Below are 23,066 nucleotides of genomic sequence, written 5' to 3'. Positions count from 1 at the left end.
CTTTCTAATCCAAATGCGATGTTTCAGGAGAAAGATAGGCTTTTGCTCTTTTTATAAAGGCTTCCTTATCTTTTTTGATCTCTTCCAATAATTTTTTCCGGTCATCAGGGATCGTGAGATACCGATCACCCCAAAGGTTGATTTCAACGATCACGGGGATAAGATCAATCCCTTTCTGAGTCAGAAAATAAAGAATTTTCAACTTGCTGTCCGGATGGTCTTTTTTATCAATTATCCCATTGTCTAAAAGGTTTTGCAGTCTTGTGGCCAGAATGTTGGTAGCTATTTTTTCATCTGCCTTAAGAAAGTCACCATAAGTACATTCCTTTTTCAGCATAAGGTCTCTAATAATAAGCAGAGACCATTTGTCACCCCACATTTCCAGTGAACAGCTGATCGGGCAGTCGGATCGTTTTTTACTCATTTTGTTAATTTTAAAATAATGCTTGCAAAATGAAAGTGTTTGTTTTAATTTTGCTTTTATTTTGCAAGTAAATTTAATCATAAAAATTAATAAATCAAATGGATCATTATGACATTGCCGTAATTGGCTCAGGACCCGGCGGATACGTAGCGGCGATACGAAGTGCCCAGTTGGGATACAAAACCGTGATTATAGAAAAGTATGATACATTGGGAGGAACATGTACCAATGTGGGCTGTATTCCGACTAAAGCATTATTGGACAGCACTCATCATTATGCTGAAGCACAGCATCAATTCAAGGAACATGGGATTAGGCTGGATACTATTGAACTGGATTTTTCCCAAATGTATAAAAGAAAAGCAGAGGTGGTTTCAAAAAATACAGGAGGGCTGGACTTTTTAATGAATAAAAATAAAATTACAAGGTTAAAAGGGACAGCAAGTTTCATCAATAATTCTACCCTAAAAATTCTCAGTGAATCTGAAATTAAAGAGATTACTGCACAGCATTATATAATTGCTACAGGCTCAAAACCATCAACTATTCCAGGAGTAGATATTGATAAAAAAAGGATTATTACTTCCACAGAAGCCCTTTCTTTGCAGGAAAAACCGGAATCTATGGTAATCATAGGCGGTGGAGTGATAGGAGTGGAAATGGCGTCTATTTTCAACCGCATCGGAACGAAAGTAACTATTCTGGAATATGCCGATCATCTGATTTCCACCATGGACCATGAGTTAGGAAAAAGCATGCAGAAGATTCTTAAAAAAGAAGGAATTGATATCCGTCTCAATCAATCTGTATATAAAACCCAGAATGTAGGCTCTAAGGGCAAAGTCTTTTTTAAAGATAAAAACGGAACAGAAGGTGAACTGGAAGCAGATTATATATTGGTAGCAGTGGGAAGAAGCCCTTATGTAAAAGGTTTGGGTCTTGAAAATACAGATGTACAGCTGGACGAGAGAGGTTTTATTAAAATAAATGAAAACAATCAGACTTCAGTGCCTGCTATCTATGCAATAGGAGATGTTATTGGTGGAGCAATGTTGGCTCACAAAGCGGAAGAAGAAGGTGTTTTTGTAGCGGAAACCATTAACGGACAAAAACGTCATATTCATTATAACCGCATTCCTTCAGTAGTGTACACGTGGCCGGAAGTAGCTTCAGTAGGATATACCGAAGAATATCTGAAACAAAATAATATTGCATACAATGTAGGGAAATTTCCATTTTCTGCCAGTGCAAGGGCCCGTGCTTCAATGGATATGGAAGGTTTTGCTAAAGTTTTGGTAGATCCGAAATATGGCGAAGTGCTGGGAGTTCACATCATTGGAGCCAGAGCTGCAGATTTGATTGCTCAGGGTGTTATCGCTCAGGAATATGAGGTGACTGCAGAAGATATGTTCCGTATTTCCTATGCCCATCCAACCTATTCTGAAACTTTAAAAGAGGCTTATTTGATTGCTTCAGGACAGGGAGCAATTAATATATGAAGTACTATTAAATTTGAACCATTAAGATTTTTGAAGAATGTAAGAATAATTAAGATTCATCTGAGATGACAATAAAAAGCAAAGCTCAATACAATAGCTTTAGGCATTCCCTTAACTATCCTTATCAATTTAAAAAATCTTAATGGATTATTTGCGTTTTTAAAAGAATCACAAAGAATTACAGTTTTCATCCTTCGCATACACGCCATTGCTTTTTGCCTCCAGTTTTCCTGTTTTTCTGTTGATTTTAACCCAAAAAGATTCTTTCACAGCCGGACAACCCTTAGATTGCATGAGGTACATTGAAATATAGCGGTCTTCAATTTTATATGATCCGGTAAAGCGATTGCTTGTATCCACAGAATACCCATACGTTTTAGCCAGTAAAATAGCCTCCGGAAGATTGTCTACCGTTCCGATAAAATCTCTTAACTGCTGTTCACTGGAAAAGTAAACCGATCTTTCATTCTTACATGCCAGAATGTATGAGAAGCAGTTGTTCCCAATACACTTCTGGAAAAAACCTTTTTCAGGAACTGGTTCATTGATGGTCATAAAATCGGGAGCCTGGCTTTCATAGAGTACTGATTTTTCATAGTCCGCATCATTACTCAGAACACGCCAGTAAGCATAGTCTTTATCAGGAACAATGAAAGGATAGAGATATTCTACGGTACCGAGGATATCAGGAATTTTTTTATAATCATCGGGAACCTTGATCTGACTGTAAAACAGATTGGAGAGAATCAGGGAAAATGTGATGATTATTTTCATAGAGAGTGGGTTTCCGGTGCAAATGTAAGAAAGAGAATTATTCCAGTACAATTTTATAATATCCTTTTTCAGCAGTTACATCAATATCTATACCTGTAAACGTTAATTTATTAATTTGATAGCCATCACACCCTCCGTTAAATTCTGATGATTGTATTGAAAAGTCTAAGTCTTTAATATTAGAAAAGAATTTATACTTTTTTGTTCCATTATAGGCACCTACATTTTCTACAATGATCATATTGTCAGATGTTTTGGATAGTTGGACACTATTGTTATCTTCGTCCTGAACTGAATAAGTGGTCAATGTTCCATTGGCAATAAGATTTTCATCATTAGAATCCACAAACTTAAAAAGGATCGGCAGAGGTGGATTGTAACAATCTTTTTCACAAGAGATGAAAAGAAGGGCTACGAGTAAAAAAGTAAATATTTTATTCATGGATGATGGATGGTGTGAGGAGTAAAATTAATCAAAATTATATTAAATCTGAATGAGTAAAAATGGATTTCTATAATTTTAAAACCTATACAAGTATTCCATAGTTAATCGTTTGTTTACTCTGGAAAAAGTATTTATAAAATTTTTTAAAAAATAGTTTTCATCTTTTATTTTTGTCATTTGTCAATTAAATTAATTTCAAAATCGCTTACATTTGTTAATATGATACATGACCAACGCGCAGAAAAATTCAGGCAGATTGTGGAAAATAAGTTCCAGATCTATAATTCATTATTTATGAGCCTGCCTTATGATAAAATGACGAATATCGGAATGCTGCTTCCATTTCTTTATGAGGAAAGCAGGACCGGTTATGAAGCAGGAAAAACTCCTGAAGATATCGTCGAAGAATTCTTTAAAAACCATACCGATCTTCAGAACGAAGAGCAGAAACTTGAACTGCTTTTCAAGATCATACAATATATAGAAAGACAGGTAGTTTTGTTTGACAGTATTGAGGATGCTGCATTTCCTAATCTCCATTCAGAAAGTGATAATGGAACGGTGACCAACCTCTTTGAGCGTTCTTTTCAGGATCATAAAATTGAAAAAGTACGCGAGAAATTGAAAGATTTCAGTGTTAAGGTTGTATTTACTGCGCACCCCACTCAGTTTTATCCAAGTTCGGTACAAAGAATTATTCAGGATTTGAGAGGAGCGATTACAGGTGATTCAGTGACGCAGATTGATATGCTTCTGCAGCAGCTGGGGAAGACTCCTTTTGTCAATAAAGAAAAACCTACTCCGATAGATGAAGCACTAAGCATTATTTCTTACCTGAGATATGTGTATTATGATACCATCGGTGAACTGTTTACAAAGATCAAAAAGACTTTTGGAAACGGACATTTTCACCTTCATGAAGATATTATCCAGCTTGGTTTCTGGCCGGGAGGAGACAGAGACGGAAATCCTTTTGTAACCGCAGAGGTAACGAAAAGAGTAGCGGAAGAACTTCGCTCAGCCATTCTGAAGTCTTATTACAGCCATTTGAAATTTATCAGAAGAAGATTAAGTTTCAGAGGTGTTTCCGAAGTGTTGACCCAGTTAAGTGAAGAGCTGTATGCTGCCATTTTTGACGGGAAAAGCATTAAAGCCGAAGATATTTTAAAGAAAGCCAATGAGGCAGAAAAAATATTGATCAATGAGCATAATTCTTTGTTTTTAGATCTTTTGGTCAATTTCAGGGATCGTGTGATGATCTTCGGAACTCACTTTGCTACGCTGGATATTCGCCAGGACAGCAGAATTCATCAGAAAGTTATTGATGAGGTATATGCAAAAGTTTACGGAAATGAAGAGGCTGGTTATGAACAGAAGTTCAGTAAACTGATTCAGATGTCAGAAACGGTACATGCGGAGGATTTCGAAGATATTGTAAAAGATACTTTATTAACGGTTTCTCAGGTTACAGAAATCCAGAATCTGAACGGACTGAGAGGAATGAACCGTTATATTATTTCCAATTCTGACGCGGTAAAAGATGTTATGAATGTATATGCCTTCTTTAAAATCTGCGGTTATCGGGATGAAGCGATCAATATGGATATTGTTCCGCTTTTTGAAACCATGGAAGGACTTGCCAATGCAGAAAATGTAATGAATGAGCTGTATCATAATCCTGTTTATAAAAAGCATCTTGAAAAAAGAGGAAATCAGCAGACGATCATGCTTGGATTCTCAGATGGAACCAAAGACGGAGGATATTTAAAAGCCAACTGGGAAATTTATAAAGCCAAAGAAGTACTGACAAAACTTTCCGAGCAGAATAATATTAAAGTGGTATTCTTTGACGGTAGAGGCGGACCACCAGCCAGAGGAGGAGGGAAGACCCACGATTTCTATGCTTCTCAGGGAAAAACAATTGCGAATAATAAAATAGAACTAACAATTCAGGGGCAGACGATTACCAGTATTTTTGGAAATAAAGAACAGGCAAAATACAACTTTGAACAGCTTCTGACCGCCGGTGTAGAAAATGACGTATTCAAAAATTCAAAAAAAGAACTTACCGAAAAAGAAAGAGCTTTGATTATTGAGTTGGCGGATATCAGCTATAAAAAATATTCAGATCTGAAAGCGCATCCTATGTTTGTTCCCTATCTGCAGGAAATGAGTACGCTTGAATATTACGGAAAAACGAATATCGGTAGCCGGCCTTCAAAAAGAGGAAACGGAAGCGAACTGAAGTTTGAAGATCTGAGAGCCATCCCGTTTGTAGGATCATGGTCACAATTGAAGCAGAACGTACCTGGGTTCTTCGGTTTTGGATATGCAATGCAAAAGATGAAAGAACAGGGCAGATTTGAAGAGGTAAGGGAACTTTACAAAGGGTCAGATTTCTTTAAGACTTTAGTTCTGAACTCCATGATGAGTATGAACAAGTCTTACTTCCCATTGACTTACTATATCAAAAATAATCCGAAGTTCGGTGCTTTCTGGAATGTACTTTTCGATGAATATGAGCTTTCCAGAGACATTATGCTGGAACTGACAGGATTTAAAATGCTTCAGGAAGAAGATCCGTTATCCAGAAAATCGGTGAAGATCCGCGAGAAGATTGTACTTCCGTTGCTGAGTATTCAGCAATATGCTTTAATGAAGATTCAGAAAGGAGAAGGCAACAAAGAAGCTTATGAAAAGCTGGTAACGCGTTCACTGTTCGGGAATATTAATGCAAGCAGAAACTCTGCATAAGCTATTTTTTAATAAGAATGATCATAACGAAATGATAATCAATATCAATAAAAAACGGGCTTTAGCCCGTTTTTTATTATAAACCATTCAATGAGCTTTAGCTCAAACTTATTTTTATGTTGTAATACGACAAAAAATAGTAATATATCTCCCATAGATTGTACAGATGTTTATGTTGTATTAAATCTGCTCAATCTGAATAATCTGCGAGAAACAAAATTATTCCTTTAAGAATTTTTCGTAGAAAACCTTATCCTTCATCTGAATCTTCAGATAATAAGTTCCTTTGGAAAAATCTTCCACTTTTATAGATTTCTGGTTGTTGCTTTTCCTGATGAGTCTTCCCAGGTTATCATATATTTCTAACGTCTGAACTTCTTGCTCTGACGCAATATTCAGGATGTTTTTTACAGGATTCGGGAATATGGAGAACTGGGCTTTTTTTACAGTCTCAGAGGTATTCAGAACCAGATTGTATAAACTTCCGAAATTAAGAATACCAAATCCTGTCTGATCGGTATGGGCAGGATAAAGTGAAGCCGTTTGTCTCAGCTTTGCTCTCATCTGCTCTCTGTTCATTGTTGGGAATGCCTGAATAAGACATGCAACGCCGCCGGCAGCAATAGGAGTAGCAACTGAAGTTCCATTCACGATTAAGGTAGCATTATCATAAACGGTTGTCGTACCGGTTCCCTGGGTACTTCCATCCGGTTTTACCACCCCGAGAGCATTAGGCCCGAAAGAAGAAAATCCGGATGCATTTCCGGCTGAATCTACAGATCCGATAGAAAATACTTTTGCATTGTCAGAGGGTGTCATAAGGTAATGCCAGGGCTGTTGTCCGGAGTTTCCTGCAGCAGCAAGAACAAAAATACCCTTGTCAGCGGCAATACCTGCTCCGCGGGCAATAAATGAAGTATTCCCGTCCATATTGGCATATGTATAATTGTAACGGCTTTCGTCAAAAACATTGTATCCTAGTGAAGAAGTAATAATTTCTACTCCTTTTCGATCTGCTTCCTCAGCAGCTTCAATCCAGTAGAGTTCTTCTTCGGGAATCTCTACGGTAGCATTTTCACTGCGGTAAAGATAAAAGTCAGCATCAGGTGCAGCTCCTACAAAGACGTCTTGAAGATATCCGCCAATAGCACCTAACACGACGGAGCCATGAGTACTGAGAGATGCATTGTAGATGTCTCCGGTTTTGGTTACAAAATCATAAGAGGCTTTGATATGATTATTGGTCCACAATCTTGAAAAAGCAGCACCTGTATTCACCGTTGGAAATCCGGCATCAATCACCGCTATGGAAATTCCTGTTCCCGTATAGCCTGCCAGATGAAGCGGCCGGATATTCACCTGATCTATTTGTCCGGCTCCGGAACCGTAATTAAAATTGGTAAGTATTTTATTGATGCTAGCATCGTCTTTCCATTTTCCTGGTGCTGGTTTCACAGTAGCAGAACTGTTTCTGGCAAAACTTTCAACAGAGGAAACATAAGTTTGAGCCTGAAGTAATGTTTTTTGTGCAGGAGTAGCATTAACTGCTGCACCATTAAGCCATTTTGAATAATCCGTAACAACAAATCCCAAATTTTGAAGATTCTGAAGATAAGACTGTTCAATAGGAGCATCCTGATCATTGAGGGGAATTCCCAGCGCGGTACGCCTGTTGAGTGATTTATGGCTGAGTTCCGACAGCGGATTGGCGTAAAAAGCAGCTTTATTAGGCTTATCCGTGAAGTAAACAAAGACGAGCTCCGTTTGTGCGGAAACGGCAAGGTAACCAGTTAGGAAACAAAAGAGTAAAAGTTTTTTCATAAAATTTATTTGTATAAAGATAAAAACAAAATCAATAAAATTTTTGATAGGATTTTAAATTCCTTATTTTTACAGAAATATTTAGTATATGAAAAAAATTCAGATGGTTGACTTGCAAAGTCAGTATTACAAAATAAAGAATGATGTAGACAATGCAGTTTTGAATGTAATGGATTCTGCGGCATTTATTAACGGTCCTGAAGTAAAGTCTTTCCAGAATGAATTGGAGTCTTATTTAGACGTAAAACATGTTATTCCGTGTGCCAATGGTACAGATGCATTACAGATTGCCCTGATGGCGTTGGATCTGAAAGAAGGAGACGAAATTATAACAGCTGATTTTACTTTTGCTGCTACAGTAGAAGTTATTCACCTGCTTAAATTAAAGTCTGTACTGGTAGATGTAGATTATGATACATTCACAATCTCTACTGAACAGATTAAAAAAGCAATTACGCCCAAAACAAAAGCGATAATTCCGGTGCATATTTTCGGACAGTGCGCTAATATGGAGGAAATTTTAAAAATTGCTGAAGAACACAATTTATTTGTTATTGAAGACAATGCTCAGGCAATCGGTTCAGAATATACATTCTCTGACGGAAGTGTAAAACAGGCAGGAACAATGTCTACTGTGGGAACCACTTCTTTCTTCCCTTCCAAAAACCTGGGATGTTACGGAGACGGAGGTGCTATCTTTACCAATAATGATGAATTAGCTCACCGTTTAAGAGGAATTGTAAACCATGGAATGTACGAAAGATATTACCATGATGAGGTAGGAGTAAACTCACGTTTGGACAGTATTCAGGCTGCGGTTTTAAGAAAGAAACTTCCTCATCTTGATTCTTACAACGAAGCAAGAAGAAAAGCAGCTGATTTTTATGATGAAGCTTTTGAAGGGAACCCGAATATCCTGACTCCAAAAAGAGCGGAAAACTCTACTCACGTATTCCACCAGTATACATTAAGGATTCTGAATGGAAAACGTAATGAGCTTCAGAAGTTTTTAGCGGAAAAAGAAATTCCTGCAATGATCTATTATCCGGTAGCATTAAGAAAGCAAAAAGCATACTTCCAGGAAAGCAACGCTGCAGACTTTGTGAATACAGATAAGCTTTTGGATCAGGTAATTTCGTTGCCAATGCATACAGAATTAGACGAAGAACAGCTGAAGTATATTACGGATGCAGTGCTTGAGTTTATGGGATAAAAATAAGTATGAAGGAATTTTTTTTAAAAGGGAGAAAATATAAATTCTTTTTAGGATTTCACCTTTTTATTGTGGGGCTGTATTCAATCTATATCATAAATACATTGAAGTCTTATAATTCCTCATCTTATTCCACATATTATAAAGAGAGTATTTATGAAAATGTCGCAAAATACTCTTTTTATATTATCATAAATTTAATTTCAGGAGGGATCATTTATTTTAGAATAAAACGGGCAAAAACTATCCTCAATTTTTTTGCAGTAATGATCTTTATTCTGGTTTGTTATGCCGAATATACCCTGGTTAAAACTTATGTTAATAACTCATATTATAACTTTGTAATTACTTTTAATACAGGAGTTATAGGTTTTATTGTTTTTTATATTTTTTATCTTAATAAAAAGAGTGAGATAGAAGAAACAGGAATCAATGAAATAGAAAATATAGGAAAAAACGAAGACTAAGAAAGCGCAAAAGATAAAAAAATGGCAATACTTGTTACCGGCGGACTTGGATATATTGGTTCTCACACTGTTGTAGAACTTCTCAATAACGACTTTGAAGTGGTTATTGTAGATGATTTATCCAATACGGAAAGATTTATTTTAAAAAATATTGAGGACATTACAGGTAAGAAGCCTGTTTTTTATCCTTTTGATTTAAGAAGAAAAGAACTTCTTACTCAGGTTTTTGATGCTCATCAGATTGATGGCTGTATCAATTTTGCTGCCTCTAAAGCGGTAGGAGAGAGCCAGATCATTCCTGTTGATTATTATGAGAATAATCTGTTTTCTTTGATTAATATTCTTCAGGAATTTAAAGCAAGAAAGATCTCCAACTTTATTTTCAGCTCATCATGTACGGTATACGGACAGGCAGATGTAATGCCGATAGATGAAAATACCCCGTTGAAAACCCCTGAAAGTGTCTATGGGAAAACAAAACAAATGGGAGAACAGATCCTGATTGATTTTGCAAAAGCCTATCAAAGTAAAATATCACTATTAAGATATTTTAATCCAATCGGAGCACATCCTTCAGGAAAACTGGGAGAATTGCCGATAGGGATTCCTAATAATTTAGTACCTTATGTGATGCAGACGGCTTCCGGAGTTCGTGAGAAACTGAATATCTGGGGTGATGATTACCCTACAGAGGATGGAACGGCCGTTCGTGACTATATCTATGTTGTTGACCTGGCAAAAGCACATGTTGCGGCATTAAAGAAACTGATAGAGGATCCTTCATCGGATGCTGTGATAGATATTTACAACCTGGGAACAGGAAAGGGTTCATCTGTACTGGAAGTGGTAAAAGCTTTTGAAAAAGCCAATCATGTAGAAGTGCCTTATCAGATCTGTGCCAGAAGGGAAGGGGATATCACTATTGCATATGCCAACCCGGATAAAGCTGAGAAAGAACTTCACTGGAAGTCTGAAACATCGCTTGAAGAAGCTTTAAGAACAGTTTGGGAATGGCAAAAATATCTGAACACCAGAAATTCATAACTTAGCATTGAGAAATGCTTATATAGAAAGAGCAATTTAAACGATCATAAAACAAATTACAAAAACATCTTCCTTGAAATTTGGTGTTTTATCTTTTTAAAAAACATTTATTTCAGCGAAGCTTTAATTTAATATTAATATGAAGACACAGAGAATAGGTATTACATTTTCGTCATTTGACTTATTGCATGCAGGTCACATTAAAATGCTTGAAGAAGCTAAAACTGTATGTGACTATTTAATCGTCGGACTTCAAATCGATCCGTCCCACGATCGTCCAAACAAAAATAAGCCAAGTCAGACTATTGTTGAAAGATATATCCAACTGAAAGCGGTGAATGCTGTGGATGAGATAATTCCTTATTACACAGAAGAAGACCTTTTGGATATTCTTAAATCATTTGTGATTGACGTAAGAATCATCGGGGATGATTACATGGACAAAGACTTTACAGGTAAGAAATACTGTGAAGAAAAAGGAATTGAGCTATTTTTCAACAAAAGAGACCATAGGTTTTCCACCAGCGATCTGAGAAGGAGAATTTATGAAGCTGAAAAAGAAAAATACGCAAAAGCAGAACCTGTAAAATAACAGAAATAAAAAATCCCGAAAGAAACTTTCGGGATTTTTGCTGTATTACATTGGGCCGCCTTGTTCTTCGTCCCCTTTTGTATTAGAATTAATATCTTTCTTCATTTTTGGTTTGGCATCAATCTTCTCACCTTGCTTGAACTTATAAGTGAAGGATAAAGCAAACTGTCTTGGCTGCCATTGCATTTCCATTTCTCTTGTAAATTGGGCATTATCAGAGAAGTTTTTCATTTTTCTGGTATTAAAGATGTCTCTGATGTTGAATCCTATAATTCCGTTTCCTTTCCATATGGTCTGGCTTACTCCTAAATCTATACCATACATGGCCTTTCTGTTATTCATAGCTGTTTTCTCAGCAGCCCTGTAGAAACTTTGGATTTGAAGGCTTAAGTTTTTAGTAGGCTTAAAAGTATTGTTAAAACGTATTCTGTATGAAAATCCGGAACCTGAGAAATCATTTACAGTTCGTGGATTGTCAGGGAATAGGTTAAAGCTTCCTGTATTTTTATATCCGTAAAGGTCAGCAGAAAGCATTATTTTCCACCAGCTGTAAGGATCGTAAGTTCCATTCAGATCCAAACCATAATTGGTCTCCGTACCCACGTTGAAAGGCATGGTATTAACAGCTCCGGTCTCATCGATGTATTGATATCTGTTTTGCTCATCTTCAGACTTTTTAAAATACAAAGTTGGATTAAACGTAATCTTTTTATTTGAAAGATTGTATCCAAGTTCAAAAGAGTTTTCGTAGGTTGGATTAAGATCCGGGTTTCCTCTGAAGTAGTTTCTGTCATCATCAAAAGACATAAATGGAATCAGGGAGAAAGCTCTCGGACGGTTAATTCTTCTTGAATAGTTTAACAAGATCTGATTGTTCTTTGCGAGGTCATAGCTTAAAAATACAGAAGGGAAGAACTTAGTGTAGTTTTTATTAACCTCTGGAGTATTTGCCGGGTTTCCGTTTACATCATAATTTTGAAAATTAACGTCAATTTTTGAAGTCTCACTTCTTAATCCTAACTGATACGCAAATTTTTCTCCAATTTTACTTTTAAACTGTGCATACACTCCAAGAATATTTTCAGAATATACCGTGTTACTTGTAAAATCAAATCTTGTAAAGGAAGGCTGTCCGTTATTACTTTGGTCCACAAAATAATCATACGTGTTTCTGTTATAATCATAACGTGCTCCTGCTTCTAATTTAGACTTTTCACCTATTGGAAGTTCATAATCAATTTTTCCAATAAAGGTATCCGTTTTAGAATCTGTACTTACATTATTAATAGTACCGGTAGGTTGTAAAAGATTATTGATAAAAGTTCTCTGTACAATCTGATTGGTTCCGTCTGTTTTGTTCGTCTGGTAACTTGCGGATGCGGATAATAACTGGCCGTTATCTCCAATTTTCTGATCAAGTCCAAGATCAAACTGTGTTGCCAGATTTTTGTTATTTCCAAAGCTATTTCTTTCTCTAACAACATCATTTACGGTAGAAGCATCTTTATAAAGCCTTTCATTATAAGTGTTAATTCCGGTTTGATCTGTATCAAAACTTCTGATCATTCCCGAGAAATTGATAGAAGTCTTATCACTGAAGTCATGAGTAAAACCAGCCGTCACGTTATAAGTGTCACTTTCTCTGGTTGTCTTACCATTTTGTTGGGAATACTGAGTAAAAGGGAATGCAGTTGAAGCTAAGCTGCCAATATCATCCTTTCTGGTAGTTGTATTCTTCATGGTACTTTCATTCTTCTGATAACCGCCGCCGCCATTTAAAAACCAGGTCCAGTTACCTTTTCTCCAGTTTAGGTTTGCATTAAGATTGGTTCTTGGAAGGTAACCTAAAGTTCCGGTTACGCTACCATTGAATCCCATCTTTTTATCCTTTTTAAGAATGATGTTCAGAATACCGGCAGTTCCACTTGCCTCAAATTTAGAAGAAGGGTTGGTAATTACCTCAATTCTTTCAATCTGATCCGCAGGAATACTTTGCAAAGCATTGGCTCCATCGTCTATTCCAAGAAGAGAAGACGGCTTTCCGTTGATAAGAAATTTTACATTTGAATTTCCTCTCATCGATACTGTTCCGTCTGTGTCTACGGAAACCGAGGGAACGTTGGTCAAAACATCCTGAAGATTTCCTCCTTTACTTACAATATCCTGTGAAGGATCATAAGTTTTCTTATCAAGTTCTACTTTATATGCTTTGGTTGCTGATGCGGTAATAACAACACCCTGTATTTCTTTCGTTTTACCATCTACAGTAGAGGTTGCCTCTGCTTCAATAGATAGAGCACCGATATTACCTGCTTTTGCAATGTTTTTGCTGACTACACTTTTTTTGTAATCAATAGCTTCTACCGTAATGTCATAGTCTCCGGGCATAAGTTGCAGCTGATACTGTCCTTTTTCATCAGTTAGTACAGCATCACTTAAAGTCTTGTTGGCTTTATTGCTGAAAGTTACGGAAGCGTAAGGAACCGGTTGATTTTTTTTGTTGACAATGATTCCTGAAACTCCAGCCTTTTCTTGTGCAAAAGCCAATGCTGCCGCTGAAAGTACTAAGGTAAGTCCTAAAGTTTTTCTGGTGAAAATAGTGACAATTTCTGTCTTATTCTTCATAGGTTATTTTTTTGTATAAGATCGTGAAAGAATAACCCTTAATATTTTGAGTGTCTATAATAATGTGAACATCAAAACATTATGGTTGTATATTTTTTTCTAACTGTTTAAATTTTCTGGTGCTTCTAAACTTATTTTATATTTTTTGAGTTGAGCCAGTCCTGATAAGCCTTTGCATTCACTGCATGTTCTTCAGCACTTGCAGTAAACTTATGGTATCCGAATCTTGCCGGATCAGCACACATAAATATATAGTTGTTGTTTTCGGCATTTAAAACAGCATCTATTGAATTCTTATCCACTACACAGATAGGTCCCGGAGGAATACCTGCATTGGCATAAGTATTATAAGGTGATGGTGTAGACAAATGCTTATATAATACCCTTTTTATAGGTTCTTTAAAATTAGTCTGCTTATTAATTGCATAAATTACCGTAGGATCAGACTGAAGTTTCATTCCTTTTCTGTAACGGTTTAAATATAATCCTGCAATGGTTTTCATTTCATCCTTTTTCCCTCCTGATTCTTTATAAACAATGGAAGCTAAAGCATAAATCTGATCTCTTGTAAGCCCGGACTGCTGCTCCTTGTTCTTTCTTTCACTCGTCCAGAAATCATTATATTGATTTTCGAACTTGGAAAAAAATTCTCTCGGACTTACCGTCCAGAAAAAATTATAAGTATCAATGAAAAAATATTTTTTTAAATCTTCAACATTTTTATATCCTTTCTCCTGTGCAACAGCATCGAGATCATTCACAAAATGTAATGAATCAATTTCTGTTTTTTTAGTCACCCTACCAATCATCTGATACATATCTCCAAAATCACCGATTCTGTAAGAGTTTGCAGTCTGGTTACCTGCTTTGATCATATTGACAAGGTTTTTGTTACCTGTTCCGCTCTGAATATGATATCGCCCTGCTTTAAAATTCGTATCAAGGCCTTTTTCCTTAGCTACAGCTTCAAAAGATTCCCTGTCTTTAATATAAGGAGCAATAGAATCGAGGATCTGTTTAAATCCTGCTCTATGAGGAATCAGAACGTAACCATCCTTTTCTACGTTATTTCCTAAATATTTATTATAAAATCTCAAACCAAAAAATCCTGCCACTACAAAAACCAGCAGAATGACAATGAGAATTGCTTTTTTCATTCTTATCAATGTTGATTAAAAGTTTTTTGTTTTTAAAGAAGATCTGTCTTACCTCTAAAAACTTGCTTTGCAGGACCTTCCAGCCAAATATTCTGGAATGCATCACCGCTTTTTTCAGCATGTACTTTAAGGTTTCCACCTAAAGTTTTAACTTTTACAGAGGTTAGATTATGTTTTTGCAGAAAAGTTAAAGCAGAAGCTGTAACTCCTGTTCCGCAACTGTAAGTTTCGTCCTCAACGCCTCGTTCATAGGTTCTTACAAAAATTTCATTATCGGAAATTTTTTCTACAAAGTTCACATTGATTCCTTTTTCTTTATATTTTTCTGAATTTCTGATGCCATATCCTTCGTCATAAACGTGATAATCTTTCAGATTGTCAACATATTTTACATAATGAGGAGATCCGGTATTCAGAACAAAATCATTTCCGTCTTGGGAGATAGTATCCACATTGATCATTTTTAATTTAATGATTCCGTTATGGATTTCAGCTTCATGTTCACCATCTGTCGCAATGAATTTGCATTTGTCTTCAAAGATGTCAAGGAAAAAAGCAAAAGCGACAAGGCATCTTCCTCCGTTTCCGCACATTGTACTTTCTCCACCATCAGAATTGTAGTACACCATTTTGAAGTCATAATGAGGATCGTTTTCCAATAGAATAAGACCGTCAGCACCTATTCCGAAACGTCTGTCACATAATTTTTCAATGCTATCTTTATCTTTAGTAAATTGGAGATCACGGTTGTCTACCATTACAAAATCATTCCCTGTTCCCTGATATTTATAAAATTCCATATTTTTTTGTTAAATGAAGAAGCAAAATTACTATATTTTAAATGAAAAACGAACAGTGTTAGCTGTTCGTTTCCTTATTTATAATCGTTTTATCTAAAGCCGCCACCGCCGCTCTGCTGTCTGCTTGAACTGGTGCTTTGGCTGCCCGAGCTATTCCTGAATCCACCGCCGGAAGACTCTGATCTGCTGCCTCCGGAATTTCTGAAACCGCTGTTATTCTGGTTTCCCTGGTTGTTCTGATTACTGCTGTTTTGATTTCTGAATCCACTGTTACTGTTGGAGTTTCTGAAACCACTGTTGTTCTGATTTCCCTGATTGTTTTGATAACCACTATTCTGGTTTCTGAATCCGCTGTTGCTGTTAGAGTTTCTATTATTATTGAATCCTCCGTTATTATTATATGAACCGTTACTGTTCGTTGTACGCGTATTCTGGAATCCGTTTTGAGGTCTTGAAGAAGAAGATGATCTTCTTTCTACATAGACTTTTCTTCTGGAGTTATTATAATTGTCATAATAATAAGGAATGCCATTATCATAGTAATAATTAACGTTGTTTCTGTAATAATAGCCATCATTGCCCCAATATCCTCCGCTTCCGTAGTATCCTGAAGGAGCATAATAATACCCGTTGTTGTAATAGGGATCACCATATCCGTAACCACTATTGCTTCCGTATCCGTCGGTATATGCTAAACAAGAGGTTAAACTGGTAATAGCAAAAATACTGACTGCTATTTTAAATAAATTTTTCATGACTTTATTGTACTTTTTTTTCTTTAAAACTTTTTTTCCAATTGACGTATCCTAAGATCGCCATTATAGTAAATACCAAATATTGAACCGAAGTGATTCCAAGTCCCTTAAAAATCATCATAGGAATACAAATAAGATCTCCGAGAATCCAGAAAATCCAGCTCTCAATGCGCTGTTTGGCCATCAACCACATTCCTACTAAAAATATGGAAGTGGTAAAAATATCCATCCAATTGGCCCAGTCGAGATGATACAATCCCAAATAACCACCTTCTAAATGATCAATATAAGGTTTGCAATAATAAATAAAAGTAACAAATGCCAAACTCAGCACAAAAAGAATACTTGCATGTATCCATTCTTTTCTGGTAGCCCATGTAACTTCTACGTGAACATGATCTTCAGAATTTCTTGCCCATAGAACCCATCCATAAATACTCATGACAGTATAATAGACGTTAATCATACAGTCTCCCAGAAGCCCGGCATTGAAAAGAAGATATACATAGATCAGCGTTGAAATAATGCCGGTAGGATACACCCATATATTTTTCTTTATGGAAAAAAATACGCTCAGTATTCCGAAAATTGCACCTGATGCTTCCAACATAATTTGTAAAGAATCATAGCTTTCATAAGGCTTTACAAAAAGATCATATAAATTCATGCAATCAAAAATAAGCAAAAATATGGACTTTTTAAAATGGATTATATAATGTGTTGTTCAGGTTTTTAAACCTTTAATGTAAAATAAATGAGGAAAGTTTAACGATAAACGTGGGAGTTCCTAAATTTTTTATATTTTCGTAAATCCTTAATAAATAAAAAAACATGTCGAAAATTTGGGTTAAAAAGCCACTAAGTGCCTATGAGGCAGATATGAAGAAAAGTGAGCTGAAAAAAGTCCTTGGAAAATGGAGTTTAACAGCAATTGGAGTAGGTGCTATCATCGGTGGTGGAATCTTTGTTCTTACAGGAACAGGAGCCTATTATCACGCAGGACCAGCACTTGCCATTTCCTTTATCATCGCAGGGATCGCCTGCGTTTTTGCTGCATTATGCTATGCAGAGTTTGCATCCATTATTCCTGTAGAGGGTTCAGCTTATGCTTATGCATATGGAACAGTAGGAGAAATTTTTGCATGGGCCATGGGATGGTGTCTCATCCTCGAGTACGCGATGGCGAGTATGGCCGTCTCCGTGAGTTGGTCCGGTTATTTTAATAAATTTTTGAAAATTTTTAATATTCATTTGCCTGCCTATCTGACATCAGACCCGGCAAGTTATACCGGAGATGGTTTTTCTATGAACCTGCCAGCATTTATTCTGGTTCTTTTAATTACTGCATTATTGGTAAAAGGAACTAAAGAGGCAGCAGGAGCGAATAACCTGATCGTTTTAATGAAAACTTCAGCGGTTATCTTTGTGATTATCGCTGGTGTATACATTATTTTCTCTAATACGGATCTTTACAATGCGGTAGATGGTGTTAAAAACTGGAAGCCTTTTATTCCTGATCCGATAAAGATCAAGAACTCTGAAGGAGATCTGGTTTCTGCCTACGGGATTAAAGGTATTATTTCCGGAGCAGCAGCTATTTTCTTTGCTTATATCGGTTTTGATGCTGTTTCTACACAGGCTGGAGAAGCTATTAACCCTAAAAAAGATGTACCTTTCGCTATCATCGCTTCACTATTGATCTGTACAGCTTTATATATCTGTGTATCTCTTGTATTGACAGGGATGATGCATTATACAGACTTTAATCCTGAAGGAAGATATCCGGATGCCATCAAAGCGCCTGTAGCGTATGCTTTTGAAATTGCAGGAAAGCACTGGGCGAGTAATATCGTAACGATTGCTGCTACTGTAGGGTTGATTTCTGTTGTAATGGTAATGATGATGGGGCAGTCCAGAATCTTCATCGGTATGGCAAAAGACGGCTTGATTCCTAAATTCTTCGGACAGCTTCACCCAAAAACAAAAACACCTTACAAAGGAATTATCCTGTTAGGAATTGTAGTAGCTTTAATCGCTGCATTTACACCAATTTCTACATTGGCAGATATGACAAGTTTCGGAACCCTTTTTGCATTTACACTGGTTTGTATCGCAGTTTGGGTAATGAGAAAGAAAGAACCTAATCTGATCAGACCTTTCAAAGTTCCTGCTTATAAAATCGTAGTGGCATTAGGAGTAATTATCAACCTATATTTGATCTTTAACCTAAGTGCTCATGCATTGGAACTTTCTGCAGTATGGTTATTCTTAGGAGGTTTGGTATACTTCCTTTACGGAAAATCAAACAGTAAACTTAACAACCCTGAAAAATATCAGAATCAGGATTAATAATAATATAAACCGCTTCGGCGGTTTTTTTTGTCACAATACTATTACTATGAAAAATATTTTTTCCATTATATTCCTGTCTGTAGGAATTACAGCGTTTTCCCAGCAGGTGGAAAGCCTTGAAACCATTCTTAACGATAAAATCAGTATCAGGGCTCTTGAACTATATGACAACAAAGTATGGTACAGCGGTACGGATTCCAAATTCGGGTTTGTAGATCTTAAAGACTATAAAAACCAGAAACAGGTCAGGCTATCTGAAGAAAAACTTCAGTTCAGAACACTAGGACAGAATAAAACTTCTTTCTATGCAATCAATATTGAAAGTCCGGCACGTTTTTTCAAAATTGATAAAAAAGATCTGAAATCACAGGTGATTTTTAAAGATACTGTAAAAACAGCGTTTTATGATGCTTTGCATTTCGTGAATGATAAACTTGCCTATACCTTCAGTGACGCAGATAAAGATCACCTGCTGAAACTGGCGGTATATAAGGATGGGAAATGGAACATGTTTAAAAATAATGTAACGTTAAATGATGGCGAAGCTGCTTTTGCCGCCAGCAATACCAATATTTCATCCTCTAAAAAATACTTATGGATTGCGACTGGAGGAAAAGCTTCAAGAATCTTAAGAATGAACCTGAAAGATGATAAAATAGAACTGTTCAATACCCCAATCATACAAGGAAAATCTTCCCAGGGAATGTATTCCATTGATTTTTTTGAAGACCGTTTCGGAATAGCAGCAGGAGGAGATTATACCAAACAGGATGCTAATATCAATAATATTGCAACGACAAATGATGCAGGAAAGACCTGGCAGATTCAGGCTTCAGGGCAGAATGCGGGATATACCACTTGTGTGAAAATAAAACCGGGATCCAAAGGAAAAGAAATCATTGCGGTAGGCGACAAACATATCAGCTATTCCTCAGATTTTGGGAAGACCTGGAAAAAGATTTCTGATGAAAAAGGCTTCTTTGTCTGCCAGTGGATTGATGCTGACCATGTGGTTCTTGCAGGAAATAACAGAATTGCGGTGATGAAATTAAAATTTTAAATAGCAGGAATAGAATTTATCACTATTGGCTAAAAGCCTGATCATACGTATTTAGACTCATTATAAAATAGAACCTAATATATTTCATAGGTTAAAATTCATAACTAATGGTTAATTTTGTAAGATGAATTTTAATTATGTTAAATTTCATAGCCTTATAAAATTTAATTTTCAAAATGAACTCTTTAATAGATAAGTATAATATTCCCGGACCGCGTTACACTTCTTATCCTACCGTTCCTTATTGGGATGAATCAACATTTTCACCGGAACAATGGAAGGAAACCGTAATCAGGTCTTTTCATGAAAGCAATGCAGAGGAGGGAATTTCTATTTATATCCATTTGCCTTTCTGTGAGGCATTGTGTACGTTTTGTGCATGCCATAAGCGTATCACCAAACAGCATAGTGTTGAAATACCTTATCTGGAAAGTGTTTTAAAGGAATGGAAACTGTATCTTGATCTTTTCAACGAAAGACCTAAACTGAAAGAATTACACCTGGGAGGTGGTACTCCTACCTTTTTCTCCCCTGAGAATTTAAGAACATTACTGGAAGGGATCTTTTCATCGGTAGACATTGCAGAGCACCCTGAATTTTCTTTTGAAGGGCATCCAAATAATACGACGAAGGAACATCTTCAGACCTTATATGACCTTGGTTTCAGAAGAGTGAGCTTTGGAGTTCAGGATTACGATCCTAAAGTTCAGAAAGCCATCAACAGAATCCAGCCTTTTGAAAATGTGAAAAACGTTACAGAATGGGCAAAGGAAATAGGGTACAGAGGAATCAGCCATGATCTGGTTTTCGGATTGCCGCACCAGAATTGGGAAGCAATGGAACATACCATCAGAAAGACTATGGAATTGAAACCGGACAGACTAGCATTCTATTCTTACGCACACGTTCCATGGGTGAAAGGTGTCGGACAAAGAGGATTTGATGAAAATGACCTTCCAAGTGGAGAAGAGAAGCGCCGTTTGTATGAAGATGGAAAAAAGCTGCTTCAGGATCTAGGATATATTGAGGTTGGGATGGATCACTTCTCTCTTGAGCATGATGATCTGTATCAGTCTCTGATTCATAAAAAACTTCACAGAAATTTTATGGGGTATACCTCTAGTAAAACCCAGCTGATGGTTGGGCTTGGTATGTCTGCTATTTCAGATTCATGGTATGCTTTTGCCCAAAATGTAAAAACAGTGGAAGAATATCAGAAAATGGTTGAACAAGGTGAGATTCCTGTTGTAAAAGGACACGTTCTGAGCGATGAGGATCTTACGGTAAGAAGACATATTCTGAATCTTATGTGTCAGCTTGAAACCACTTTTGATGTTAATAACTCTTTCCCTGAGCTTGACAATGCGCTGGAAATGCTGAAAGAAATGGAAAATGACGGTTTGGTTGAGATCAATGGAACTGAAGTTAAAATTACAGAAGCCGGAAGAGCATTCACAAGGAATGTAGCCATGGTTTTTGACCTGAGGATGATGAGAAACAAACCTGAAACCAGGATTTTCTCAATGACTATATAAAATAAAAGCGGTTCAATTCTGAACCGCTTTTTTATAGACCCGTGGGTTTGTTTTGAACTTGTTTAAACTTTTTTGAAACATTAAGATTGTATTAAGGTGTCTAGAGTAGTCCAATGTTTTTTGCTTGGTAAAAAGCCTTTGCCACCCTTTTTTATAGAATTTAAAAGCCTTAGCGTTTCGTTTGCGTTTAAAACCAGCTACTACTATTTAATAATCAATTTCTGACTATATGATTTCAGTTCCCCGGATTTTAGATTAATATAATACACTCCGGCAGGTATCCCTGAGATATTAATTGCTTTGCCATTAATAATCTGATCCGTTTCCATCACTTTTCTTCCCTCTGCACTGATGATTTCCAGGGTTGCTTTTTTATCTTTTACCCCATCAATGAAAATTTCTTTTGAAGCAGGATTAGGATAGACCTTTACTGCTCCTAAAGTATTTTCATTAGTTCCTAAAGTTCCTGTAGATATTTTGAAAATTTTTCCATTGCTCAAATCTGCGACATACAATCTTTTTTGATAATCTTCTCCAAAAGTAGAAAAGTTATTTCCGGAATAAGGAGTCGTCCAAGTAATGGTATTATTGGTATCCAGCATTCCGATCTGAGAAGAACAATAATCTGCAAAGAAATATTTTCCCTGAAGTGACGGGTATTGGCTTCCTCTATAGACGTAGCCGCCTGTGATAGAACATTTCCCGCCAGAATGGTTGTATACAGCAACAGGGAAGGTCATGGTAGACTGTGCAGCGCATCCTGCTGTATTGTAAGCATTATTTCCTTCATAACAACGCCAGCCATAATTTAATCCGGCTGTAGTAATGGGCATTTTGTTGATTTCTTCTATTGCTCCCTGTCCAACATCCGCAATCATAGCATTGCCTGTAGTCAGATCAAAAGAAAATTTCCAGGCATTTCTAAGACCATAAGCCCATACCTCGTCTGCACCATCCACTCCGGCTCCGGCAAAAGGATTGTCTGGCGGAATATTGTAAGGGCCGGTAGCATCCACATCGATTCTCAACATTTTCCCTAATAAAACATTTTTATTTTGGGCATTATTATTCGGGTCACCACCACTTCCTCCGTCTCCGGTGATGATCCAAAGCTTTCCATCAGGAGCAAAATGAATGCTTCCTCCATTGTGATTGTCGAATGGTTTGGGAATATTCAACAGTATTTTTTCAGAAGCAGGATCTGCTACGTTTGGGTCTGTAGAGCTCACATTGTATCTGGCAACAATAATATTGCCTGAAAGGTTGTTATAATACACAAAAAAATACCCGTTGGTAGAGTATTGAGGATGAAATGCAAGACCAAGAAGGCCTCTTTCACCGCCGAAAGTAATTTTTGATCCGATATTCAGAAAGTTGGTTGTGTTAATAGTCCCATTGGGTTGAATAATTTTAATGATGCCGTCTTGTTGAACCACAAAAAGGCGGCTGTCATTGGCGTTCGTAATCTCTACAGGGCTGGTAAGTCCTGTCACAAATTCTTCCAAATTAATGCTTTGAGAATTAACAATTAAGGAAGAAAAAACACTGATGCTAAAAAGTAATTTTTTCATAATATTTTGAGAGTTAGTGTGTTGGAAAAGTAAATGAAAATTTTATACCAATCGATTTTGAAGACTTCATTATGATAGTATGAAAAAATTGTTAAATCTTAAATAGAAATCACGATACCAATATATCTGGAAATAAACCATTTCTGTTGTTAAAAATTCATAAAATACAAGAAAATCA

18 protein-coding genes are annotated in these 23,066 nt (G+C 36.5%); 8 read left to right on the top strand and 10 right to left on the bottom strand.

The genetic code is table 11. The annotated features are described in order from the left end of the window. Positions 1–4: 4 nt before the first annotated feature. Positions 5–424, bottom strand: a complete 420-nt coding sequence (locus A1704_RS04290) for a winged helix-turn-helix transcriptional regulator (RefSeq protein ID WP_062670782.1) — start codon at positions 422–424, stop codon at positions 5–7. Between the two features lie 98 nt (positions 425–522). Between A1704_RS04290 and lpdA the strand changes: the two genes are divergently transcribed. Beyond that, complete coding sequence (gene lpdA / locus A1704_RS04285) at positions 523–1,923, top strand: dihydrolipoyl dehydrogenase (RefSeq protein WP_062670780.1); 1,401 nt, start codon at positions 523–525, stop codon at positions 1,921–1,923. Positions 1,924–2,091: 168 nt separating this feature from the next. On the opposite strand, the gene A1704_RS04280 is transcribed toward lpdA, so the two are convergent. After that, positions 2,092–2,697 (bottom strand): hypothetical protein, encoded by a 606-nt coding sequence (locus A1704_RS04280; protein WP_062670779.1) that lies wholly within the window; start codon positions 2,695–2,697, stop codon positions 2,092–2,094. Between the two features lie 37 nt (positions 2,698–2,734). Beyond that, the gene (locus A1704_RS04275) at positions 2,735–3,139 is read right to left on the bottom strand and encodes a hypothetical protein (protein WP_062670778.1); all 405 of its coding nucleotides are present in this window, start codon (positions 3,137–3,139) and stop codon (positions 2,735–2,737) included. 222 nt (positions 3,140–3,361) lie between these two features. Here A1704_RS04275 and A1704_RS04270 point away from each other — a divergent pair, with 222 nt between their 5' ends. Beyond that, positions 3,362–5,896: a phosphoenolpyruvate carboxylase gene (locus tag A1704_RS04270; RefSeq protein WP_062670777.1), complete on the top strand. Its 2,535-nt coding sequence runs from the start codon at positions 3,362–3,364 to the stop codon at positions 5,894–5,896. 219 nt (positions 5,897–6,115) lie between these two features. Here A1704_RS04270 and A1704_RS04265 read toward each other — a convergent pair whose 3' ends face one another. Further along, entirely contained in the window at positions 6,116–7,717 is a 1,602-nt protein-coding gene (locus A1704_RS04265; RefSeq protein ID WP_062670776.1) for a S8/S53 family peptidase, read from the bottom strand. Between the two features lie 88 nt (positions 7,718–7,805). Between A1704_RS04265 and A1704_RS04260 the strand changes: the two genes are divergently transcribed. From A1704_RS04260 to A1704_RS04245, 3 genes are all read left to right on the top strand, one after another. Then, the gene (locus tag A1704_RS04260) at positions 7,806–8,930 is read left to right on the top strand and encodes a DegT/DnrJ/EryC1/StrS family aminotransferase (protein ID WP_062670775.1); all 1,125 of its coding nucleotides are present in this window, start codon (positions 7,806–7,808) and stop codon (positions 8,928–8,930) included. 488 nt (positions 8,931–9,418) lie between these two features. Further along, entirely contained in the window at positions 9,419–10,441 is a 1,023-nt protein-coding gene (gene galE, locus A1704_RS04250; protein WP_062670772.1) for a UDP-glucose 4-epimerase GalE, read from the top strand. Between the two features lie 139 nt (positions 10,442–10,580). Continuing rightward, positions 10,581–11,033 carry an adenylyltransferase/cytidyltransferase family protein gene (locus tag A1704_RS04245; RefSeq protein ID WP_062670769.1) on the top strand — a complete coding sequence of 151 codons (453 nt, stop codon included), beginning with the start codon at positions 10,581–10,583 and terminating at the stop codon, positions 11,031–11,033. A gap of 45 nt (positions 11,034–11,078) precedes the next feature. On the opposite strand, the gene A1704_RS04240 is transcribed toward A1704_RS04245, so the two are convergent. The 5 genes from A1704_RS04240 to pnuC all read right to left on the bottom strand — a co-directional run bounded on the left by A1704_RS04240 (position 11,079) and on the right by pnuC (position 17,037). Further along, positions 11,079–13,658, bottom strand: coding sequence for a TonB-dependent receptor domain-containing protein (locus A1704_RS04240; protein WP_062670760.1), 2,580 nt, complete (start codon positions 13,656–13,658; stop codon positions 11,079–11,081). A gap of 131 nt (positions 13,659–13,789) precedes the next feature. Beyond that, a complete protein-coding gene (gene mltG, locus A1704_RS04235) occupies positions 13,790–14,815 on the bottom strand; it encodes an endolytic transglycosylase MltG (RefSeq protein ID WP_062670757.1) in 1,026 nt (341 codons plus the stop codon). A gap of 32 nt (positions 14,816–14,847) precedes the next feature. After that, entirely contained in the window at positions 14,848–15,615 is a 768-nt protein-coding gene (gene dapF, locus A1704_RS04230) for a diaminopimelate epimerase (protein WP_062670756.1), read from the bottom strand. Between the two features lie 89 nt (positions 15,616–15,704). Further along, positions 15,705–16,370, bottom strand: a complete 666-nt coding sequence (locus A1704_RS04225) for a hypothetical protein (protein WP_062670754.1) — start codon at positions 16,368–16,370, stop codon at positions 15,705–15,707. Positions 16,371–16,374: 4 nt separating this feature from the next. Next, entirely contained in the window at positions 16,375–17,037 is a 663-nt protein-coding gene (pnuC, locus tag A1704_RS04220) for a nicotinamide riboside transporter PnuC (RefSeq protein ID WP_062670753.1), read from the bottom strand. Between the two features lie 164 nt (positions 17,038–17,201). On the opposite strand from pnuC, the gene A1704_RS04215 reads away from it, so the two are divergent. The 3 genes from A1704_RS04215 to hemN all read left to right on the top strand — a co-directional run bounded on the left by A1704_RS04215 (position 17,202) and on the right by hemN (position 21,317). Further along, the gene (locus tag A1704_RS04215; RefSeq protein ID WP_062670751.1) at positions 17,202–18,719 is read left to right on the top strand and encodes an amino acid permease; all 1,518 of its coding nucleotides are present in this window, start codon (positions 17,202–17,204) and stop codon (positions 18,717–18,719) included. A 49-nt stretch (positions 18,720–18,768) separates the two neighbouring features. Next, positions 18,769–19,782, top strand: a complete 1,014-nt coding sequence (locus A1704_RS04210; protein ID WP_062670749.1) for a WD40/YVTN/BNR-like repeat-containing protein — start codon at positions 18,769–18,771, stop codon at positions 19,780–19,782. Between the two features lie 176 nt (positions 19,783–19,958). Further along, positions 19,959–21,317 (top strand): oxygen-independent coproporphyrinogen III oxidase, encoded by a 1,359-nt coding sequence (gene hemN, locus A1704_RS04205; protein WP_062670747.1) that lies wholly within the window; start codon positions 19,959–19,961, stop codon positions 21,315–21,317. Positions 21,318–21,520: 203 nt separating this feature from the next. On the opposite strand, the gene A1704_RS04200 is transcribed toward hemN, so the two are convergent. Continuing rightward, on the bottom strand, positions 21,521–22,888 hold the full coding sequence (locus A1704_RS04200; RefSeq protein WP_062670745.1) for a PQQ-dependent sugar dehydrogenase: 1,368 nt from the start codon (positions 22,886–22,888) through the stop codon (positions 21,521–21,523). Positions 22,889–23,066 lie beyond the last annotated feature (178 nt).

The organism is Chryseobacterium cucumeris (assembly GCF_001593385.1).
Lineage (GTDB): Bacteria > Bacteroidota > Bacteroidia > Flavobacteriales > Weeksellaceae > Chryseobacterium > Chryseobacterium cucumeris.
The sequence above is the reverse complement of the archived record's forward strand: the minus strand, read 5'-3'. Positions and strand labels throughout refer to the sequence as shown.